This window comes from Rhodococcus sp. D-46 (assembly GCF_011290655.1).
GTDB classification, from domain to species: domain Bacteria; phylum Actinomycetota; class Actinomycetes; order Mycobacteriales; family Mycobacteriaceae; genus Rhodococcus_F; species Rhodococcus_F qingshengii.
In genome coordinates this window covers 229,313-248,582 of sequence record NZ_JAANTF010000008.1, presented here as the reverse complement: position 1 = coordinate 248,582, position 19,270 = coordinate 229,313, and the positions used below count along the sequence as shown (strand labels likewise).

Here is a 19,270-nt window from a genome sequence, read left to right as displayed (position 1 = left end):
TGCGGCCGGACGCGTCGATGGCGGCGCCGGCTGCTCGACACCGAACGAGACTACCGCAAATCTCGGCGCAACCCGGTGACGACAACCTGATCCCGCGCCGCAAAGTGCACATCGACACGCAGATCAGACCAGATACCAAGTCAACGCGTATCGAGCACTGCTCACTTCACATCGTTCGTGGGAGTTGTTTCCGGCTCAAGCACCGAGAGCATCAGCGGTCGACGTGGCATCGCCCGCAATGAGTTCGGAGGCGCCGAGAGCCTGAAAGATCATGGAGACCGCTCGCGTCGGGGCAAACAAGCGAATGCGGTTGTTGCCACGCCCCGCAGCATCGACAACGGCATTCGCCACTCCGGACGACATGAAGGTCACGCCGGAGAGATCGACGTGAATATCGGTTCCGACCAGGAGAAGTCGGTCGAGCGCGTGCACCAATTCCACCCGCTGACCCATGTCCAATTCTCCGGCAAGTCTCAGTACCGCATACGAAGGGGTGTAGCTTTCCACGTCGATACTGTACCGATGCCCTTCTCGGCCGGCGCTGTCAAAGAGATCGAGAACATTTGCAGCTGAAGAACGTTCGTTGATCGTAGTCATGAAAGCCTCTTGTCTGGACTCGGCGTGCCCCACCGCCCGAATCAGCGATGAATCACTGTGCGTCGGATAACCAACCGTGTCGGTCACTGCGTTCCAGACGAACTCTGCCACCGGCAGGTTTCGCCGACACAACCACATCTATAACGCTAGGGTCTCGAAAACGTCACAGCGCGATATCGCACTTTTGGCGCCACCCCTGACGCACTGAACCGCTACCTCGCCTGGCCCCCGGGGCGACGTCTCTGCGGCGTCGACCACTGGCTTTCTCGCTCATCGGGAAGGTGGGTTCGCCGCACCACCATTCCGCAATACCTTCTGTGACATGGATAACATTGTCGACGTACTCGTCATCGGATCGGGAGCTGCCGGATCGGCCGCAGCGCTCCAAGCGCACGCCGACGGCGCATCGGTCGTGATTCTGGAAAAGAGCGGACCTGATTCCGCGGGCGGCAACACTCGACTGTCCGGCAGTGGATGGTTCGTCAACCAGGACCCCGCTGCCGCCCGAACCTTCCTGCGTTCGTTGAACGGGGAGTTCCCCGTTGCCGAGGACGTCATCGATGCCTGGGCCGAGAACACTCACGGACTGTCCGACTGGATCCGCAGTCTGGGTGCAACTGTAGCGATGACCGGCGATTTCCATTCCACGGCAGAGTTCGCCGAACTTGACGGAAGTTCTTGTTACGCAGGGATGGACACCGTCGAAGGGAAGATGGGCAATGAACTTCTCTACCGGTTCCTCGTCTCCGCTCTCGCTGAACGCGGCGTCACAACACTATTCGACACCGAAGCCACCGGACTGCTGACGGATGAATCCGGAGCGGTGACCGGAGTCGAGATCCGTTCGGGTGAAAAGACTTCGCAGATCCAGGCACGCCGGGGCGTCATCCTTGCCACCGGAGGATTCGAAGCAAATCCGACGATGGTGCGCGACTACTTGCGTCTGGAGAATCCGAAGATCTGGGGCTCACCATCGGCAACCGGCGACGGTCACCGCATGGCACAGGCCGTGGGCGCCGATCTGTGGCACATGAACAACATGATGACCATTACGGGAATTCCCGGCGACCTCGAAAATCCGACTGGATTCTTCCTCGCACTGTGGAACGCGCACAACTATGTGTTCCTCAGCCGGGAAGGTAGACGCTTCACCGACGAGTCAGCCGAAATGCGGCATGGTCATGTGTTCAGAGAGGGTTCCTACCAACACTTTCCGGTGCAACCGATGAACGTCGTCTTCGACGAGACGATGAGGTTGGCCGGACAGCTGAGCCCCGGCCGCGACGCACTGCCCGTCGGCCACAGGGTTCTCGACGAAGGGTACGAGTGGAGCTCGGACAATCAAGCCGAGATCGACAAGGGATGGATCCTCAAGGCGGACACGCTCGCCGAACTCGCCGAGAAACTCGGACTGGACCCAACAGTCGTGGAAACGAGCGTGCGACGCTACAACGAGGCGTGCGCGGACGGCATCGACCATTCGTTCGGCCGCAATCCCGAAACTTTGGCCCCGGTGGCTACCGCTCCGTTCTACGCCGTCTCCGGGTCGCCACTGCTGGGATGGAGTAGCGGTGGGCCGCGCCGCGACGGTCATTCCCGCGTACTCGATACTGCCCGCAATCCAATTCCTGGCCTCTACGCCGCGGGCGCGGTCAGTTCCACCTACAGCGCGGCGAAGGACGGCGGATTCCACATTGCCGACGCCTTCGCATTCGGCCGTGTCGCCGGGGCCCATGCCGCCGCGCGTAAAGCTTGATATCGCCGGCCTTTCGACTGACTAGCCACGCACGATTACGTGGCTGGTCAGTTGTGGTCGATCGTCACGCAGATGAATCCTCTGCGCCGGATGAAACCGGGATTCGTACCGGGACGCTATCGCCTCGGCCGTCCCGTAATAGCTCACATCGCGCGGACGTCCCTTCGCACGCCGCAAGGACTCGTCGAAGCTTGCTTCAACCCAGATTCGTAGGTCGAACTGATCTCGCATCAGTCCGCGAAAAAGCAGCACTCCCTCGACGATCACAATGGCGCGATCCGGGACTCGTGGCTTCGACACCACAGATTCGTCTGTCTCCGGATCAGTCGAGACGTAGGAAATTTCGGTAACTTCGGCCAACCGTAGCGGCACCATCACACGGCTACTCAGGTTCGAATAGTCGTACGCATCCTCGAGATACCCACGCACCGTGTCAGGATCTTTGTTCCGTACCGCTTTCGCAGTCGAGAACTCGTCCCCATGGATCATGATGAAGTCATGGCCCGACTTCGAGATACCGGCAGCCAACTCGTCCGCGATCGTCGATTTTCCGGAAGCCTCGATTCCCGAGATCCCGACAAAAGTGCGTCCGGCCCGATCTTCGTGGCAGCGCACGACGTGCTCGACTAGAGAACCCGAATCATCCGCGCCGAAGGTCTTCTGCCGATTCACACCCGAGCAGCCTTGACCTCGTCGAAGAACGCGATGACGGCTGCCTCGTTCTCCGGCGGAACAGTCAGCGATGCCCGTGGACCCGCTACCGCGATCGAGTCGTCGGCGAGCCTGTTCCCGATGGTGAGTTTCAGTCCCGACTTCGACGGTTTCGCCTTCACCGCAATGTGTTCGACATGCCAACGAGCCACTTCGCTCGTGCTCGCGGCGGTGCGGTCGAAGACCTCCACCGTGCGGTGGTCGAGGACCATCACGATGTTGATCCCGACGGTGACTTCCAGATAGCGCCGTTCCGCCACGGTGTACGCCTTTCGGTTAGGTGAAACCGACGCTACACACCGTGGCGGAACTCAGCGTGTCAAAACCTCAGCTGTTCAAGATTTCAGCTGTTCAAGATTTCAGCTGTTCAAGATTTCAGCTGTTCGAAACCTCAGCGGGACGAACTTCCTGCATCCACCGGCAGGGCGACCGACGTGATGTAGCGAGCCTCGTCGGAAGACAGGAACAGAGCAGCGTTCGCTACGTCCACCGGTTCGATCCACGGAATGGCGAGCATGTTCATCGTCATCGCTGCGGCAGCAAATTCTTCGCGCGTCGGGTTCTCGAGATCGGTGCGGAACTTGCCGCGCACCAACGGGTTTTGAATCATGAGGGTGTCGACGTTGGTGGGATGGACCGTATTGACGCGTACGTTGTGCGGAGCCAGTTCCTTTGCCAGCGAACGCATCAGACCAACGACTCCATGCTTGGCTGCGGTGTAGTGCGCGACTCCGACCAGCCCCCGAAGTCCGGCGATGGAGCTTGTGAGTGTCATCGATCCCCCGCCCCGCGCGATCAAGTGCGGAGCCGCGACGGTCGTGGTGTGCCACACGCCGGTCAGATTGACGTCCAGCATGGTCTGCCACATCGTTTCCGACATGGTCAGGGCCCCGTCGGAGGACGTGATACCAGCTGTAGCGCAGACGATGTCGAGACCACCGAGCGTTCCGACGGCCGAGTCCACGGCACTGCGTAGTGCCTCGAGATCCCGAACGTCCACTACCGCAGATTCGACCTTTCGCCCCAGCGCCCGGATCTGCGCCACTGTCTCATCGAGATCGGCCTCCGTCGCGGGCGGCGTGACTGTGGTTTCCACCGAAGTGCACACGTCGACCGCGATGATGTCCGCGCCCTCTTCGGCAAAACGCACGGCCTGAGCCCGCCCGATTCCTCGTGCCGCACCCGTGATCAGCGCGATCTTGCCTTCCAATCGAGAAGTCATCAATTCACACTTTCTGGGTCAGGCCGGCGTCGACAATCAACTGACAGCCGGTCATGTAGCGGGACTCCGCGGATGCGAGAAACAGGACCGCATTACTGACGTCCACCGGATCGACCCAGGGAACGGGCAGCAAGTTGCGAGCGCTGAGCACTGCAGCAGCGTCTCCTTCGGTGGGATTCTCGATGTCCGGGCACAGGTTCGCGAACACTCGCTCGTTGATGATCATCGGGGTACGTACCGAACCCGGATGCACGGAGTTGACGCGGATACTCTGCGCCCCCAACTCGTTGGCCAGCGTTCTGGCCAGGCCCACCACGGCATGCTTGGCTGCGCTGTAATGACTTGCTCCGGCAATACCTTTGATTCCCGCTGTCGAGCTGACCAGAACGACGGATCCACCGTCGCCGAAGTGCGGAGCGCAGGCCTTGACGGTGTGCCACGCCCCGGTCAGATTGACGTCCAGCGAGCGGTTCCACACTGCAGGATCGATGGTCCACGACGGTCCCGGCGTGTCGTAGACGCCTGCATTCGCGACCACGACGTCCAACCCGCCGAGTTCGGTAACGCACTCGGCCACGACGGCGGCCAGACCGTCGAAGTCCCGAATATCCGCCACACCGGTGACCGCGATACCGCCTCGATCACGCACTGCCTGAGCGGTTTCCGCCAACCCCGATTGTGCCTGTTCGACATCCAACGCGATCACGGACGCGCCTTCCTCGGCGAGCCGCTCACAGTGTGAGCGTCCCATTCCGCCGGCCGCACCCGTCACGAGTACCCGCTTGCCCTCCAGCCGGCTCATGCGTGCACCGCGCTGTTCAGCTCGAAGCCTCGGTATCCCGCTGCTGCCACGTCTGCACAGATGTCGGAGTAGACACCGAAGCCTCCGATGAAGGGCATGAATATCCTCGGCTTTCCCGGGATGTTGGCTCCCATGTACCAGGAGTTCGCGGATGGGAACAATGTTGCCGACGCCCGGCGTGAGCACTCCTCGAGCCAGTTGTCCACGGCTTCGGCACTCGGCTCGATGGTGTCGATGCCCGCCGAATCGAGGTGGTTGATCGCGTCGGCGATCCAGTCGACGTGCTGTTCGGCAGCGAGAATCATGTTGGACAGCACACTCGGGCTGCCCGGCCCGGTGACGATGAACAGGTTCGGGAAGCCGTGAACTCCCAAACCAAGATAGGTTCTCGGACCCGCATGCCAGTTCTCTCGCAAGGTCTCGCCGTTGCGGCCACGGATCTCGATGCGATCGAGTGCCCCGGTCATCGCATCGAAGCCGGTGGCGAACACCAATGCGTCGAGTTCGTAGTGCGAGTCGGTCGTCTTGATCCCGGCCTCGTCGATTGCCTCGATCGGTGCGCTCTTGAGATCGACCAGGCTCACGTTGTCACGGTTGTAGCTCTGGTAGTAGTCGGTGTCCGTCACGATCCGCTTGGTCCCGATGGGGTGGTCGTTCGGGATCAGCAGGTCGGCGATGGCCTGATCTTCGACCACCGATCTGATCTTGGCCTCGGCAAATGCGGCCGCCGTCGCGTTGGCGTCGATGTTGCTGGTCTGGTCGGCGAAGGTTTTGGCGAACAGGACACCGCCGAGCTTCCACCGCTCTTCGTAGGCCGCGTTTCTCTCGGCCTCGGATACCTCGAGCGCGCTGCGAGGATCCGAAACGAACGGAGATCCACCGCCACTGCGCTTGGACAGCGCTCGACGCTCGGCGTAGTCGGCCTTGATCTCTGCGCGTCGTTTGTCATCGAGAGGCGTGTTTCCCGCCGGCACACTGTAATTCGCGGACCGCTGGAACACGAAGAGGTGATCGGCCTGCTCGGCGATCAACGGAACGGACTGGATGCCCGACGATCCGGTGCCGATCACTCCCACTCGCTTGCCGGTGAAATCGACGCCCTCGTGCGGCCAGAAGCCGGTGTGGAAGACCTCACCGCCGAAAGTCTCGCGACCTGCAATGTTCGGAACGTTCGCGGTCGAGAGGCTGCCCGTGGCGCACACCACGAACCGCGAGGTGACGTCATGACCACCGTCGGTGTGCACTCGCCACGTCGACGAGTCCTCGTCGAACTGTGCGCTCAGGACACGGGTATCGAAAGTGAACCCACTGCGTAGGTCGAAGCGATCGGCGACGTGATCGAGGTAGGACAGGATCTCCGGTTGCGCGGCGTACTTCTCGCTCCAGTCCCAATCCTGTTGCAACTCTTCGGAGAACGAGTAGGAGTAGTCGAAACTCTCGACATCGCAGCGTGCGCCCGGGTAGCGGTTGAAGTACCACGTGCCGCCCACTCCGGAGCCCGCCTCGAAGCCGTGGACACGCAGTCCCTGCTCGCGAAGTCGGTGCATGGCGTACATGCCGGCGACGCCGGCGCCGATGACTACGACGTCGAGTGGTGCGGTGGAGAAGTCAGGATCGGTCATGGTGGCCACGCTACGAGTGGGTTGAATGGTAGAGGAACAGGTTCTCCCGCTGGGTGGGCGGAGCCTCCACCCCATGACGCTGGGTGGGCGAAGCCTCCACCCCATGACACTGGGTGGGCGGAGCCTCCACCCCATGACACTGGGTGGGCGGAGAGCGCTGTGTCCACCGATCGGGGGACAGCGATGTCGTCCAGCACTCGGACCCGTAGGTGGACAGACCCGAAGGGATTTCGGGGCCATAGTTGTCTCATCACAGAAACACACGGTCACCGAGACCGACAAATCGAGGAGAACATGATGAGCACCAAGACAATTCGACCTGAAGCACTTTCCTTCTCCGGCCTCAGCATGGCAGCTCTGGTTGCCCGCTCCGCCGGTGCGAACACGGTGAAGTCGATGACCGACACATCCGTCACGACGGCGATGATCAGCAATTCGGGTCGCGGGGCCCTGTATCTGGTCCACGCGTCCAATCCGAACGGCGACTGGGTCGTCCCGCCGGCGGACTACATCCTCCCCAACATGAACGTGAACGTTGTGGCCACGAGCAAGAACCAGAACGACTTCCCCATCGTGCTCACGTACCGCTCCGACGACGGTGGAGTGTTTGTCTTCAGTGCCACCAACTCGAAGACCAGGGCGGATGCCGGCGGTACGCACGCCCCCGACAGCCACGACGTCACGGTGACGATGACCTCGGGTTACCCGGCCATGAACGTCACGTACGTGCTTCGGTGACGCTTGCTCACTCCAACAATCCCTGCCGCATTGCAGCGGCGACGGCCGCGCCTCGATCGTTGACTCCGAGTTTCTCGTAGAGGCGCTGCACGTGGGTTTTGACGGTGGAGGGCGCAAGAAAGAGTTGTGAGGCAATGGCCGGGATGCTGGCGCCCTGCGCGATCAATCCGAGAACCTCACGTTCGCGGGCGCTGAGCGTCGGACCGGAGGGTTCACTACGACGCCGAACCTCTCCTACCAATCCGGCGGCGATACTGGGCGGCAACACATCTCGTCCCGCAGCACAGTCGAGCACGGCGCTCACGATCTCGGCGCGAGTGGATTCCTTCGGCAGGAATCCGGCAGCACCGGCTTGCAGGGCCTGGTACACGACAGACGATTCGTCGTGAGCGCTGAGCAGAAGCACACGCGTCGGAAGCTCGTCTCGAACGACTGCGGCGGCGACCTGAGTTCCATCCAGGTGCGGCATCCGGAAGTCGAGCAGCGCGACCTGCGGGCGTAGTTCGCGGATCATTGCGAGCGCTGCTGCGCCGTCGTCGGCCTCGCCCAGGACGTCGATGCTGTCACTGCCGGTCAGAGCCCGAACCACGCCCTCACGGAACAGTGGGTGATCGTCGCCGACCACCACGGAAACCTTGCCGGCCAGCGGCTTCGTGCCTTCGCGCATTGCTCACTTTCTCACGCCCGTACCAGCAATGCGAGCACTTACGCCTCCCCCGATCGGGGGACAAGAGATTCAACCCCGCCACGGCCCCGTCGGCGGACATACTGCAGCACTCATTCGCGACAAGATTGATTCATCGCCGAGAACGGCAACCACACACCATCCCAGGAGCAGACATCATGCGTACCAACACCACTCGCTTCGTAGCAGTCACCGCAATCGCCCTCGCTGTCGGCGGAACCGCACTGGGAACCGCAGCGATCGCCAACGCCGGCACCATGCCCACCGACGGCCCGACGGTTGCCATGACCATCACCAACAACACCGACAACCCGATGCTGCTGGACAGCGCGTCCAACCCCTACGGACAGTGGATCAACGGCCCGCGCTCCTACCTGGCCCCGCACACCACCGAGATCGTCACCGCCTACAGCAGCGATCCCCGCGGTATCGGTGTCGACGTCACCTACAACGTCGCCGACGGCGTCCAGACGGTCATGGCTGCCAACAACTACGTCGGCAACCCCACCCTCGACGGGACTCGCATCATCGGCGACCCGACGCACGTCATCCTCACCGACTACATGGCCACCGGCTACCCCACGATGAACGCCTCCTACGACGTCTTCACGCAGAACTGAACCAAGCGTTGATGCAACCACGAACTTGATCCGCTACGGCCCACGACCCGGTATCCGCATGGATGTCGGGACGTGGTGTGCGCTGACCAGCTCAGACGCGTTCGACCAACACGCAGCGGGCGCCACTGAAGATCGTGGGCATGCACTTGTTGCAGTGGATGCACAGTGATTGGGTATCGGATTCGGCCGCGATCCGATTGATCAGATCCGGTTCTCTGAGCAGCGCCCGTGCCATGGCGACGAACTCGAACCCTTCCGCCATTGCGGTATCCATGCCCGCTTTGTCCGTGACACCCCCGAGCAGCACGAGCGGCAACTTCACCGCAGCACGAATCTGCCGAGCCTCTTCCAGCATGAACAACGGCTTGTACGGATAGGTATGCAACATGCTCTTACCCACCAATTGCACACCGAGTCGAACAGGTTGCGGCATCGCGGCGGCGAACTCGCGGATCGGCGCATCGCCCTTGAACAGGTACATCGGGTTGAGCAGTGAACTGCCCATCGTCAACTCGAGCGCGTCGACGCTTCCGGATGCTTCGAGCCACTGCGCCACCTGGATTGCTTCGTCCACCCAGAATCCGCCTGGCACACCGTCGTCCATGTTCAGCTTGGCCAAGATCGCGATCTTGTCACCGACGGCATCGCGCACACTGCGTGCAGTTTCGAGTACGACGCGAGCCCGGTTCTCCAGCGATCCGCCGTAGGAGTCCTTACGACGGTTGAGTTTCGGGCTCAGGAACGAGCTCGCGAAATAGTTGTGACCGAAGTGGATCTCGACGGCGTCGAATCCTGCCTCGACGGCAAGTCGCGCAGCGCTCCCGTGCGCGGCCGCAATTCTGATGATGTCCGCTGTCGTGGCAGTGCGAATCATCCTCATGCTCAACGGATTGAACGAACTCGACGGTGCCAGCGCGGGCAGTCCGGTCGACTTCTGATTCGCCACGGGACCGGCATGGCCGAGCTGCGCCGACGCAGCAGCACCTTCGGCGTGAATGGCATCGGTGAGCCGCCGAAGCCCGGGGAGGGCATCGGGCCGCATCCAGAGCTGGCCGTATTCGGTGCGCCCTTCCGGTGCGACGGCGCAATACGCGACGGTGGACATCCCGACTCCGCCGGCGGCTGGGCGACGATGGAACTCGATCAGCTCGTCGGTGACCAGGGCGTCGGGAGTTTTGCCTTCGAATGTCGCGGACTTGATGATTCGATTTCGAAGGGTCACCGGGCCGAGCTTCGCCGGGGCGAGCACGTCGGGAGCAGTGGTCATCGAGTTTGCCTCTCGCGGGAGTTGTTTGCAGGACGGTAGATCGATGGCCCCGAGCCGGCTAGGGCCCGTGCCACGGAGCGGGAAACGGCTTCAGCCCGGCCGAGGTGGCCGGGCTGAAGCCGTCATTGCCGTTCAGACGCGTCCGAAATACGCATCCTTGAGCACTGCCAGGTCGTCGATGTCCTTGGCGTCGGCGTCGAGAACCACCTTGCCGATGTCGAGGACCGTCACATGATCGGCGACGCTCATCGCGGCCTCGACTGCCTGCTCGACCAGTAGAACAGCCAGGCCGGTTTCCTTGAGTTGTTGGACGCGGTCCATCACCTCACCGACGATCACGGGAGCGAGACCGCCCGAAGGTTCGTCGAGAAGGAGCAACCTAGGCTGCGCCATCAGCGCTGCGCCGATCGCGAGCATCTGCTGCTGACCGCCCGACATGGAACCGGCGGGAAGCGAACGCTTCTCCCCCAGGATCGGGAACATCTCGTACATCGATTCGACGGATTCCATAAGCTCGCCGCGCTTTGCCTTGCGGGTGTACCCGCCCAGCAGGAGGTTCTGCTCGACGGTCTGCTTGTGGAAGACCCGCTTGCCCTCCTGCACGTACGCCATCCCCTGTCGTACCCGTTTGTGCGCGGGGACTCCGGTGATGTCGGCGCCGTCCATCTCGACGGTTCCGGAGGCCACCTTGTTGAGGCCGGACAGGGCACGGAGCGTGCTCGTCTTGCCTGCGCCGTTGCGTCCGAGCAGGGCGGTCACCTGACCGGGATAGACGTCGAACGAGACATCCCAGACGACGCGCAGATCGCCGTACCCGGTCTGCAAGTTTCGGACCTTCAGAATCGGTTCCATCACTTCACCTCACTGGTCTGATGGTCTACCGCGCCGATTTCTTCGAGAAGTGCTTCTTCGTCACCGGACTTGACTCCGAGGTACTCGCTCAAGACGCGTGGGTGATGTTCGATGGTTGCCGCATCGCCGGTGGCGATCACCTGCCCTTGCGCCAGCACGACTATCTCGTCGGCCAGCGAGAGGACGAGGCGGAAGTTGTGCTCCACCAACACCACTGTCGCCCCGGCATCTCGCAGTACCCGGATCAGATCTGCCAGGCGTTCGAGTTCGTCCTCGTCGAGTCCGGATGCCACCTCGTCGAAGAGGACGACCCTCGGTTCGGCGATGACGGCGCGAGCAACCTCGAGCATGCGACGCATCCCCAGGGGCAGCGACGTCGCGATCTCGTTGCGCAAGTGCGACATCCCCACGAGTTCGAGGACACGCTCGGCCTCGACGATGTCGGCCTTCGCGATCCTGCGGAAGCTGGGCAGGCGAAGCACAGCCGACGCCATCGACGCTCGGTGCACCGAATAACGTCCGGATGCAACAGCTTCCAGAACCGTGATGTTTTCCGGAATCGTCGGAGTTTGGAACGTGCGCGCCACACCCACGCGCGCCACCTTGTGCGGCGACGACTGCGAGACCACCGTGTCACCGATCGTGATCACGCCCGCATCTGCGGTGTAGAAGCCGCAGATCATGTTGAGCATGGTCGTCTTACCCGAACCGTTGGGCCCGATCAACGCGGTGACCTTACCGGCCTCTGCGGTCAGGGTTGCCGCATTGAGCGCCTGGTTGCCACCGAACGCTTTGGACACTCCGTCGACCACCAACCGTGCTCCGTTGATCGGCGCCAGTTCCGGTGTCCCACCGCTGTTTTCCTTTGCAGTGACTACGCCCAGGCCGGCCTTGCGATCGAGTTTCGAGACGATCGCTCGCCCGACCTTGGTCAAACCCCCGGAGAGAAGCACACCGCCGATGATCAGGAAGCCGCCGTAGAAGATCAGCGAATACTCCTGGAACGCCGTCGACTGGTTGGGACCGAGCTGCATGATCGCGGCACCGACCACGGCGCCGTACACACTTGCCGCACCGCCGAGGATCGACGCCGCCAGAACTGCTGTGGCAAAGGTGAACCCGAAGGCTTCCGGCGAGATGAACAGGTCGGTGTTGGCGAACAGCGCACCCGCCAGACCGGCGGGGAACGCACCGATGGCATAACCGAGCAGCTTCATCCGGAACACCGATACACCCTGCGACGACGCCAGAACCGGCGACTGCTTGAGCGTGCGGAACGCGATGCCGTGCCGCGAGACCACCAGGTTACGCATCACCGCGAACCAGAGCACGGTCACGACGACGACCACCATGTAGTACTGCTGGGTGTCGAGTTCGGAACCGAAGAACGTCGGCGGCTCCATACCGGTGAGGCCGTTTCGGCCGCCGGTCTTGCCACCGAAGATCGCCAGTACGTCCGGTACCAGCAGAACCAGGAAGAACGACGTCATCGCCAGGGACCAGTTGCCCAGGCGCAGACCGGGAACACCGGTCAGGATTCCGACCGCCAGTGCCACTGCTCCGGAGGCAGCAAGCTGAAGCAGAATGTCGGTGTGACCTGCCTGGGACATCAGACCCGCGGTGTAGGCACCGGCCGCGTACATCGCTGCCTGGCCGAGTGCCAGTTCACCGGCAAAGCCGAGGCTCAAGTTCAGGCCACTGACCACAAGTGCCAGGATGCAGGCCAATTGAATCTGACGTGATGTCGACAGGTCGAGTCCCATCACGGGCAGCAGCAGGATCACCACGGCCAGGACGAGTGGGATGATCCAGCTCGGTAGGGAACGGAAAGTCCGCCACGCACTTACCATCTCACACCACCCGTTCTCGGACATTGCCGAACAGTCCAGCCGGTTTGACCATCAAGATGACGATCAGCACCGTGAAGACGGCGATATTGCTGTACTGACTTCCCGCCCACAGGGCGGTGAACGATTCCACCAGGCCGACGGTCAGACCGCCGATCAAAGCGCCAGGCAGAGAGCCGAACCCGCCGATCGCCAACGCCACGAATCCCTTGAGGGCCAACGCTGCACCCAACGTCGCAACTGCAAACGTCTTGGGGCCGACGAAGAGTCCGAGGACACCGGCCAAGGCACCCGAGAAGGCAAACGCTCCCAGTGCCAACCGTCGTACGTTGACTCCTCGCAGCATCGCCGCTTCACGATCCTCGGAGATGCCGATCAGAGCCAGACCCGTCATCGTTTTCTTCGAGACGTAACTCAACCCGACGACCAGTGCGATCGCCGCAACCAGCAGAGCGATCTCGACCGGGTAGGTACGGCCGCCGAGCAGGGTGATCGGTTCGTTCGATCCGAAGAACGGAACCGTGAGAGGTTCACTACCCCAGATCAATTGAGTGGCGCCGTTGAGCAGAGTTGCGACACCCAACGTCGTGACCAACTGGTTCTGGTGATCGGCCACCGGTCTGATCGCGACGATCTCCTCGACCGAGGCGAGGAGCATCACGGTCACGGTAGCCATGACGGCCACCACGAGAACGGGAAGTTTCAGGGTCACCAGACCCGTGTAGGCGACAAAGGTGCCCACCATCATCAGCTGAGCTTGAGCGAAGTTGAAAGTGTTGGAGGAAACGAAAACGATGTTGTACCCGATGGCAACCAGCACGTAAACCGCGCCGAGCGCCAACCCGGACCACAGAATGGTCATGACGCAGCCGGGTTTCCGAACTGACCGTTGAGGATCTTCGTCGGGCTGATGAACTTCAGCTCGCTGGTGTCCGGGTTCGGGCCGTGGTTGTCGGAGCTGAAGTTGTAGCGCGAGAGGAATGCGGTCTTGGCATTCTCCTGGACCTCAGTGGTTTCCAGTGCTTCGGCGAGCTTCTTCGGATCGGTCGAACTGCCGACCTTCTCCGCTGCCGCCGCGACGAGGGGGAATGCGTCGTAGTTGTCTGCGAGGATCAGCGTCGACGGGATGGAGCCCAGCGAAGCCATCGTGTCCACCATCGTGTTGACGAGTGCGTTGTTCGGATCGAACACCGTGCTGCTGAACACCTGCGTCACCAGGTTCTTCACCTGCGGGGTGCCGAGCACGCCGGCGGGCGGATCATTGGCGATGAGGTTGGTGGCAGACACCGAGGTGTTTCCGACCAGCGGCACGTCCCAGCCGAGTCGCTCGAGGCTCTGCAACACGTATCCGAGAGGAGCGCCGTACGCATCCAAGGCGATTGCCGCGGCACCCGAATTCTTGAGCGACTGCAACTGCGCCGTCATGTCCAAAGCGGCGGCGTCGTACTCCTCGTTACCGGCGGCCTTCAGACCTGCGGATTGCAAAGCACTGGTCATTTCTTCGCCGAACAGCTCACCGTAAGCGGTACTGCCGTGCAAGACTCCGACGCTGCTGTAACCCTTGGACTTCGCGTACTCGGAAATTCCGCGAGCGGTATCGGTCGCACCCGGAGCCAGATCGAAGTTGAGCGGGAACTTCGAGGGGTCCGTCGAATCGGGCGAGGGAGCCATGCTCATCGAGAGAATGTTGTTCTGCTTGAGGATCGGCAGAACCGCAGCCGCGATCGACGACGGACCCGAGTTCAGGTAGAGGTCAGGCTTGTTCCCCGAATTGATGGCTTCGCGCAGCTTGGTGACGGCGATGGTTGCGTCACCCGCGTCGTCCACCGTAGTGAGCTCGATCTGACGGCCACCGATCCCCCCGGCTTCGTTCTGGACCTGAACGCCCGCCTTGGTGGCGAGCAGCGAGGTCTGCGAATTAGCCGCGAGGACTCCCTGTGCACTGATCCCGCCGGTCAGCAGCACACGGTAGGGCGAGTCCGCACCTCCGTCGGACTCCGAAGAACCACTGCACCCTGCGAGAGCCAGAGCCGTCACGGCAACTGCCGCAACAAGAATGGGCCGACGATTCATGTCTGCACTCCTAGAACACATGTATGCACCGAACGTCAGGCGAATACCTGACGAAAGAATGATCGGCCGGTGGACGTGCCTGATTTCGAGCACCAGCCAACCAAGCACCCGCTTGATGATCTAGCAAGCAGTTGCTTGGGATGGAGCATAGAATGTGATCTGGATAACGTCAAACGCTGAAAAGTGGAGTCATGGAAGCGGACGCTATGCACATTGAGGCGGCGTCGACAGATCTCTTCCCGCTGGGTGGAAACGCCGAAACGGCTCCACGCCCTGGCGGATTCGACGAAATGAATCCGACAGGGCGTGGAGCCGTTTGTGTAAAGGTCCGACTATCGCTGGTTGCGGGGCTTCCAGACCACCAACGCGTTGTTGCGCGGAATCGGCACGAGATCCCGGCGATAGCCCGCATGGACTTTCGCGATCTCCTCGGCCAATTCGCGGACGCGATGCTGCAGAGCCTCGACCTGGTTGGTCAGTTCGATGATTCGTTTGATTCCGGCAAGGTTGACTCCCTCGTCCTGCGAAAGCCGTTGTACTTCACGAAGAAGCGCAACATCGCGCGGAGAGTAGCGTCGTCCGCCACCGGTGGTTCGATGCGGGGTGACCAACCCGAGTCGGTCGTAGTTACGCAAAGTCTGCGCGTGCATTCCGGCCAACTCGGCTGCCACCGAGATCACGAAGATCTGAGCGTCAGGATCGACCGTCGCATCCCATTGATTCTGCGGTCGCTCTGTCATCATGCACCGGCCCACCCGGCCCGTGGATCGAACCCGCTCGCCTTCTCGGCTTCGAGATAGGTTTTCAGCGCTTCGATCGCCGGGTCGTCCAACTTCTGCGGAACGGATACCTTGACCGTGACCAGAAGGTCACCGGCACCGTCCGGCCGCTTGGGGATACCGCGTCCGCGAACTCGCAGAATGCGTCCGTCCACCGTTCCAGCCGGAACCTTCACTCCGACACGGCCTTCCAAAGTCGGCACGGACAGTGTCGTTCCCAGCACCAGCTCGCCGTAGCTCACCGGAACCGTCAGTGTCAGGTCGTCGCCGTTGCGTCCGAAGACACTGTCCGGCTTGACGCGGATGTTGACGAACAGGTCGCCGGCCGGAGCGCCGCGGAGTCCCGCTTCGCCCTTGCCCTTGAGTCTGATCTTCTGACCGTCGCTCACACCGGCAGGCACGCGAACCGTGATGGTCCGTGTGCGATTGGTGACTCCGCTACCGTGGCAGTCTTCACACGGCGAGTCGATGATCGAGCCGGTTCCCCGGCAATCGTCACACGGCTCACTGAATCCGAAGGCGCCCTGGTTCCGGCTGACCACGCCGGTTCCGTTGCAATGTGGGCACACTCGCGGGCTGGTGCCTGGCTTTGCGCCGCTGCCGTGACACGTGGTGCACGACGTAGGGCTGGTCAGACGAAGAGGGACGGTGACACCGAGCGCTGCTTCACGAAAGGCGAGCGTCGTCTCGGTCTCGAGATCCTTGCCTCGACGCGGGCGGTTGGGCGCAGCTGTTCGCTGGCCCGCTCCCCCGCGGTTGAACAATCCGCCGAAGATGTCTCCGAGACCCGAGTCCTGCCCACCGGCCCCGCCGCCGAACAGGTCGTTGATGTCGAAACCACCAGCGCCGGGGTTGAATCCGCCGCCGCCCTGCGCGCGGGGGCCGAAGCCGCCGCTGGCAAAGAGGCGCCGAGCCTCGTCGTACTCCTTGCGCTTGTCCGGGTCAGACAGAACGGCATGAGCTTCACTGACGGACTTGAAACGCTCTTCGGCCTTCGCATCGTCAGGGTTGGCGTCGGGATGAAGATCCCGAGCCAGCTTGCGATACGCCTTCTTGATTTCGTCGGCCGTCGCGGTGGACGAGACGCCCAGCTCCTTGTAGAAGTCCTTCTCGATCCACTCCCGTTGACTCACTGGGCGTCTCCTCCTCTCACTCTTACTTCGCTTCTTGTTCTGAACCGTCTGCAGGCTTGTCGCCTACCCGGTCCGTCACGGCCACCATTGCGGTCCGAAGGACCCGGTCGCCGAGCTTGTATCCCTTGCGCATGACCGTCCCGAGTACGGGGTCGTGGCCTTCGCCTTCATGTTGCACCGCTTCGTGGAGTGCGGGATCGAAATCGTCACCCTCGCTGCCGAAGTCGGTCAAACCCAGACCCGTCAGGGTCGTGTTGAGTTTGTCTGCGAGTGCACGCAGTGGACCCGATTCGAGGTCACCGTGTGCCCGAGCGCGATCCAGGTCGTCGAGAATTCCGATGAGCTCGGTGATGACCGAAGCCCGCGCGGTTTCCTTGATGACCTGCTTGTCACGCTCGACGCGACGACGGTAGTTGGTGAACTCCGCCTGAAGTCGCTGCAGATCCGCAGTCCGTTCGGCGAGCTGATCGGTGGCGGATGCTTCCTCCACGATCGACTCTGCTTCCTGAACTACCCCTGTGTCTTCCGAGTCGAGCGGCGGCAGGGATTCCCCCGCCGCCTCTCCCTGTGCACCGGTCTCGGGGTCGACCGGGTTGTTCTCGGGGTTGTCCGAGGTCACTTCTTGTCCGAGTCGGTGGGCTCGTCGACAACCTCGGCGTCGACGACGTCGTCGTCATTGCCTGCGCCGTCGGTGTTTCCGGCCTCGTTTGCAGCGGAAGCCTCGTAGATGGCCTGGCCCAGAGCCTGCGACTCGGTGCCCAGCTTCTCCACTGCGGTCTTCACTGCAGCGATGTCGGTGCCTGCCAGGGCGTCGTTGACGTCCTTGACCGCTGCCTCGACCTTGGTCAGGATCTCCTCGGAGACCTTGCCCGCGTTCTCACCTTCACGCTGCTCCTTGACGAACTTCTCCGTCTGGTGGACCAGCGACTCGGCCTGGTTGCGAACCTCTGCCTCTTCGCGACGGGCCTTGTCTTCCTCGGCGTGAGCCTCGGCGTCCTTGACCATGCGCTCGATCTCTTCCTTGGACAGACCGGAGCCGTCCTGGATCTTGATCGTGTTTTCCTTGCCGGTGCCCTTGTCCTTCGCCGTCACGTGCACGATGCCGTTGGCGTCGATGTCGAAGGTGACCTCGATCTGCGGAACGCCACGCGGGGCGGGCGGCAGATCGGTGAGCTCGAAGGAGCCGAGCAGCTTGTTGTGCGAAGCGATTTCGCGCTCACCCTGGAAGACCTGGATCTGCACCGAAGGCTGGTTGTCGTCAGCGGTGGTGAAGGTCTCGGAACGCTTCGTGGGGATCGTGGTGTTGCGCTCGATGAGCTTGGTCATCACGCCACCCTTGGTTTCGATGCCGAGGGAAAGCGGCGTGACGTCGAGGAGCAGAACGTCCTTGACCTCACCCTTGAGCACACCGGCCTGGAGTGCGGCGCCGACGGCGACGACCTCGTCCGGGTTGACGCCCTTGTTGGGCTCACGGCCACCGGTCAGTTCACGAACCAGATCGGAGACGGCCGGCATACGGGTGGAGCCACCGACGAGCACGACATGGTCGATGTCCTTGACGGCGATTCCACTGTCCTTGATCACTGCCTGGAACGGCGCACGAGTGCGATCGAGCAGGTCCGAGGTGATCTTCTGGAACTCGCTGCGGGTGAGCTGCTCGTCCAGGAAGAGCGGGTTCTTGTCCGCGTCGACCGTGATGTACGGGAGGTTGATGGAGGTGCTCTGCGAGCTGGAGAGCTCGATCTTCGCCTTCTCCGCAGCCTCACGCAGACGCTGCAGGGCCATCTTGTCCTTGGTCAGATCGATGCCGTTCTGAGCCTTGAACTTGTCGACCAGCCAAGCGACGACGCGCTCGTCCCAGTCGTCGCCACCGAGGTGGTTGTCACCGGAGGTTGCGCGAACCTCGACGACACCGTCGCCGATTTCGAGCAGGGAGACGTCGAAGGTGCCGCCACCGAGGTCGAAGACCAGAATGGTCTGCTCGGTGTCACCCTTGTCGAGTCCGTATGCCAGTGCAGCCGCGGTGGGCTCGTTGACGATACGAAGGACATTGAGGCCGGCGATCTGGCCGGCTTCCTTGGTTGCCTGACGCTGTGCGTCCTCGAAGTACGCGGGGACGGTGATGACGGCGTCGGTGATGTCTTCGCCGAGGTAAGCCTCCGCGTCACGCTTGAGCTTCATGAGCGTGCGGGCGCTGATTTCCTGCGGCGTGTACTTCTTGCCGTCGATTTCCACGTTCCAGTCAGTGCCGATGTGGCGCTTGACGGAGCGGAGGGTGCGGTCGACGTTCGTGACTGCCTGGTTCTTCGCGGGCTGACCGACGAGAACCTCGCCGTTCTTGGCAAATGCGACCACCGAGGGGGTGGTACGTGAGCCTTCGGCGTTGGCGACCACTACGGGCTCGCCGCCCTCCAGCACTGCAACTACCGAGTTGGTCGTACCGAGATCGATACCGACTGCACGAGCCATAGTGTTCCTACCTTTCGTTCTGCGGTTCTCTGCCCGAGTGGTTGATCTCGAACATGACCGCGAGTTTTTCGCTTGGTGAGCGTCCTCCGCTCAAGTT

At 62.2% G+C, this 19,270-nt stretch carries 19 protein-coding genes; 3 read left to right on the top strand and 16 right to left on the bottom strand.

Going from position 1 to position 19,270, the window contains the following annotated elements; translation table 11 throughout:
• Positions 1-195: 195 nt before the first annotated feature.
• Positions 196-507, bottom strand: a complete 312-nt coding sequence (locus tag G9U53_RS34000; RefSeq protein WP_228232503.1) for an STAS domain-containing protein — start codon at positions 505-507, stop codon at positions 196-198.
• A 412-nt stretch (positions 508-919) separates the two neighbouring features.
• Here G9U53_RS34000 and G9U53_RS22035 point away from each other — a divergent pair, with 412 nt between their 5' ends.
• The gene (locus tag G9U53_RS22035; RefSeq protein ID WP_081557515.1) at positions 920-2,353 is read left to right on the top strand and encodes an FAD-dependent oxidoreductase; all 1,434 of its coding nucleotides are present in this window, start codon (positions 920-922) and stop codon (positions 2,351-2,353) included.
• A 21-nt stretch (positions 2,354-2,374) separates the two neighbouring features.
• Here G9U53_RS22035 and G9U53_RS22030 read toward each other — a convergent pair whose 3' ends face one another.
• From G9U53_RS22030 to G9U53_RS22010, 5 genes are all read right to left on the bottom strand, one after another.
• On the bottom strand, positions 2,375-3,025 hold the full coding sequence (locus tag G9U53_RS22030; RefSeq protein ID WP_003944437.1) for a hypothetical protein: 651 nt from the start codon (positions 3,023-3,025) through the stop codon (positions 2,375-2,377).
• Positions 3,022-3,324, bottom strand: a complete 303-nt coding sequence (locus tag G9U53_RS22025) for a hypothetical protein (protein WP_042452216.1) — start codon at positions 3,322-3,324, stop codon at positions 3,022-3,024. Before G9U53_RS22025 ends, G9U53_RS22030 begins: the two co-directional genes overlap by 4 nt.
• A gap of 131 nt (positions 3,325-3,455) precedes the next feature.
• Positions 3,456-4,286, bottom strand: a complete 831-nt coding sequence (locus G9U53_RS22020) for a mycofactocin-coupled SDR family oxidoreductase (protein WP_165639198.1) — start codon at positions 4,284-4,286, stop codon at positions 3,456-3,458.
• A gap of 4 nt (positions 4,287-4,290) precedes the next feature.
• Complete coding sequence (locus G9U53_RS22015) at positions 4,291-5,088, bottom strand: mycofactocin-coupled SDR family oxidoreductase (RefSeq protein ID WP_081557514.1); 798 nt, start codon at positions 5,086-5,088, stop codon at positions 4,291-4,293.
• Positions 5,085-6,710 carry an NAD(P)/FAD-dependent oxidoreductase gene (locus G9U53_RS22010; RefSeq protein ID WP_007726712.1) on the bottom strand — a complete coding sequence of 542 codons (1,626 nt, stop codon included), beginning with the start codon at positions 6,708-6,710 and terminating at the stop codon, positions 5,085-5,087. Before G9U53_RS22010 ends, G9U53_RS22015 begins: the two co-directional genes overlap by 4 nt.
• Positions 6,711-7,007: 297 nt before the next feature.
• Here G9U53_RS22010 and G9U53_RS22005 point away from each other — a divergent pair, with 297 nt between their 5' ends.
• A complete protein-coding gene (locus G9U53_RS22005) occupies positions 7,008-7,448 on the top strand; it encodes a hypothetical protein (RefSeq protein ID WP_165639197.1) in 441 nt (146 codons plus the stop codon).
• Between the two features lie 7 nt (positions 7,449-7,455).
• Here the strand turns inward: G9U53_RS22005 and G9U53_RS22000 are convergent, their stop codons facing one another.
• Positions 7,456-8,115: a response regulator transcription factor gene (locus G9U53_RS22000; RefSeq protein WP_007726710.1), complete on the bottom strand. Its 660-nt coding sequence runs from the start codon at positions 8,113-8,115 to the stop codon at positions 7,456-7,458.
• A gap of 176 nt (positions 8,116-8,291) precedes the next feature.
• Here G9U53_RS22000 and G9U53_RS21995 point away from each other — a divergent pair, with 176 nt between their 5' ends.
• Positions 8,292-8,753 (top strand): hypothetical protein, encoded by a 462-nt coding sequence (locus G9U53_RS21995; RefSeq protein ID WP_007726708.1) that lies wholly within the window; start codon positions 8,292-8,294, stop codon positions 8,751-8,753.
• A 91-nt stretch (positions 8,754-8,844) separates the two neighbouring features.
• Here the strand turns inward: G9U53_RS21995 and G9U53_RS21990 are convergent, their stop codons facing one another.
• The 9 genes from G9U53_RS21990 to dnaK form a co-directional block, all read right to left on the bottom strand.
• Positions 8,845-10,020 carry an NADH:flavin oxidoreductase gene (locus G9U53_RS21990; RefSeq protein ID WP_064074636.1) on the bottom strand — a complete coding sequence of 392 codons (1,176 nt, stop codon included), beginning with the start codon at positions 10,018-10,020 and terminating at the stop codon, positions 8,845-8,847.
• Positions 10,021-10,152: 132 nt separating this feature from the next.
• Entirely contained in the window at positions 10,153-10,872 is a 720-nt protein-coding gene (locus tag G9U53_RS21985) for an ABC transporter ATP-binding protein (protein WP_003944438.1), read from the bottom strand.
• Positions 10,872-12,722: a branched-chain amino acid ABC transporter ATP-binding protein/permease gene (locus G9U53_RS21980; RefSeq protein ID WP_003944379.1), complete on the bottom strand. Its 1,851-nt coding sequence runs from the start codon at positions 12,720-12,722 to the stop codon at positions 10,872-10,874. The genes G9U53_RS21985 and G9U53_RS21980 overlap by 1 nt, the downstream gene beginning before the upstream one ends.
• A 1-nt stretch (position 12,723) precedes the next feature.
• Positions 12,724-13,581 carry a branched-chain amino acid ABC transporter permease gene (locus tag G9U53_RS21975; protein ID WP_007726703.1) on the bottom strand — a complete coding sequence of 286 codons (858 nt, stop codon included), beginning with the start codon at positions 13,579-13,581 and terminating at the stop codon, positions 12,724-12,726.
• Positions 13,578-14,792, bottom strand: a complete 1,215-nt coding sequence (locus tag G9U53_RS21970) for an ABC transporter substrate-binding protein (protein WP_007726702.1) — start codon at positions 14,790-14,792, stop codon at positions 13,578-13,580. The genes G9U53_RS21975 and G9U53_RS21970 overlap by 4 nt, the downstream gene beginning before the upstream one ends.
• 332 nt (positions 14,793-15,124) lie before the next feature.
• Complete coding sequence (locus tag G9U53_RS21965; protein WP_020906601.1) at positions 15,125-15,532, bottom strand: helix-turn-helix domain-containing protein; 408 nt, start codon at positions 15,530-15,532, stop codon at positions 15,125-15,127.
• A complete protein-coding gene (dnaJ, locus tag G9U53_RS21960) occupies positions 15,532-16,704 on the bottom strand; it encodes a molecular chaperone DnaJ (protein WP_003944329.1) in 1,173 nt (390 codons plus the stop codon). The genes G9U53_RS21965 and dnaJ overlap by 1 nt, the downstream gene beginning before the upstream one ends.
• Before the next feature lie 22 nt (positions 16,705-16,726).
• A complete protein-coding gene (gene grpE / locus G9U53_RS21955; RefSeq protein ID WP_003944430.1) occupies positions 16,727-17,323 on the bottom strand; it encodes a nucleotide exchange factor GrpE in 597 nt (198 codons plus the stop codon).
• Positions 17,320-19,173 carry a molecular chaperone DnaK gene (gene dnaK, locus G9U53_RS21950; protein ID WP_003944365.1) on the bottom strand — a complete coding sequence of 618 codons (1,854 nt, stop codon included), beginning with the start codon at positions 19,171-19,173 and terminating at the stop codon, positions 17,320-17,322. Before dnaK ends, grpE begins: the two co-directional genes overlap by 4 nt.
• Between the last annotated feature and the right edge of the window lie 97 nt (positions 19,174-19,270).

Excerpts from the sequence above, each read along its gene's own strand:
- G9U53_RS22035 (WP_081557515.1), top strand. The coding sequence starts at position 920 with ATGGATAACATTGTCGACGTACTCGTCATCGGATCGGGAGCTGCCGGA.
- G9U53_RS22020 (WP_165639198.1), bottom strand. The coding sequence starts at position 4,286 with ATGACTTCTCGATTGGAAGGCAAGATCGCGCTGATCACGGGTGCGGCA.
- G9U53_RS22015 (WP_081557514.1), bottom strand. The coding sequence starts at position 5,088 with ATGAGCCGGCTGGAGGGCAAGCGGGTACTCGTGACGGGTGCGGCCGGC.
- G9U53_RS22010 (WP_007726712.1), bottom strand. The coding sequence starts at position 6,710 with ATGACCGATCCTGACTTCTCCACCGCACCACTCGACGTCGTAGTCATC.
- G9U53_RS22005 (WP_165639197.1), top strand. The coding sequence starts at position 7,008 with ATGAGCACCAAGACAATTCGACCTGAAGCACTTTCCTTCTCCGGCCTC.
- G9U53_RS22000 (WP_007726710.1), bottom strand. The coding sequence starts at position 8,115 with ATGCGCGAAGGCACGAAGCCGCTGGCCGGCAAGGTTTCCGTGGTGGTC.
- G9U53_RS21995 (WP_007726708.1), top strand. The coding sequence starts at position 8,292 with ATGCGTACCAACACCACTCGCTTCGTAGCAGTCACCGCAATCGCCCTC.
- G9U53_RS21990 (WP_064074636.1), bottom strand. The coding sequence starts at position 10,020 with ATGACCACTGCTCCCGACGTGCTCGCCCCGGCGAAGCTCGGCCCGGTG.
- G9U53_RS21985 (WP_003944438.1), bottom strand. The coding sequence starts at position 10,872 with ATGGAACCGATTCTGAAGGTCCGAAACTTGCAGACCGGGTACGGCGAT.
- G9U53_RS21980 (WP_003944379.1), bottom strand. The coding sequence starts at position 12,722 with ATGGTAAGTGCGTGGCGGACTTTCCGTTCCCTACCGAGCTGGATCATC.
- G9U53_RS21975 (WP_007726703.1), bottom strand. The coding sequence starts at position 13,581 with ATGACCATTCTGTGGTCCGGGTTGGCGCTCGGCGCGGTTTACGTGCTG.
- G9U53_RS21970 (WP_007726702.1), bottom strand. The coding sequence starts at position 14,792 with ATGAATCGTCGGCCCATTCTTGTTGCGGCAGTTGCCGTGACGGCTCTG.
- G9U53_RS21965 (WP_020906601.1), bottom strand. The coding sequence starts at position 15,532 with ATGACAGAGCGACCGCAGAATCAATGGGATGCGACGGTCGATCCTGAC.
- dnaK (WP_003944365.1), bottom strand. The coding sequence starts at position 19,173 with ATGGCTCGTGCAGTCGGTATCGATCTCGGTACGACCAACTCGGTAGTT.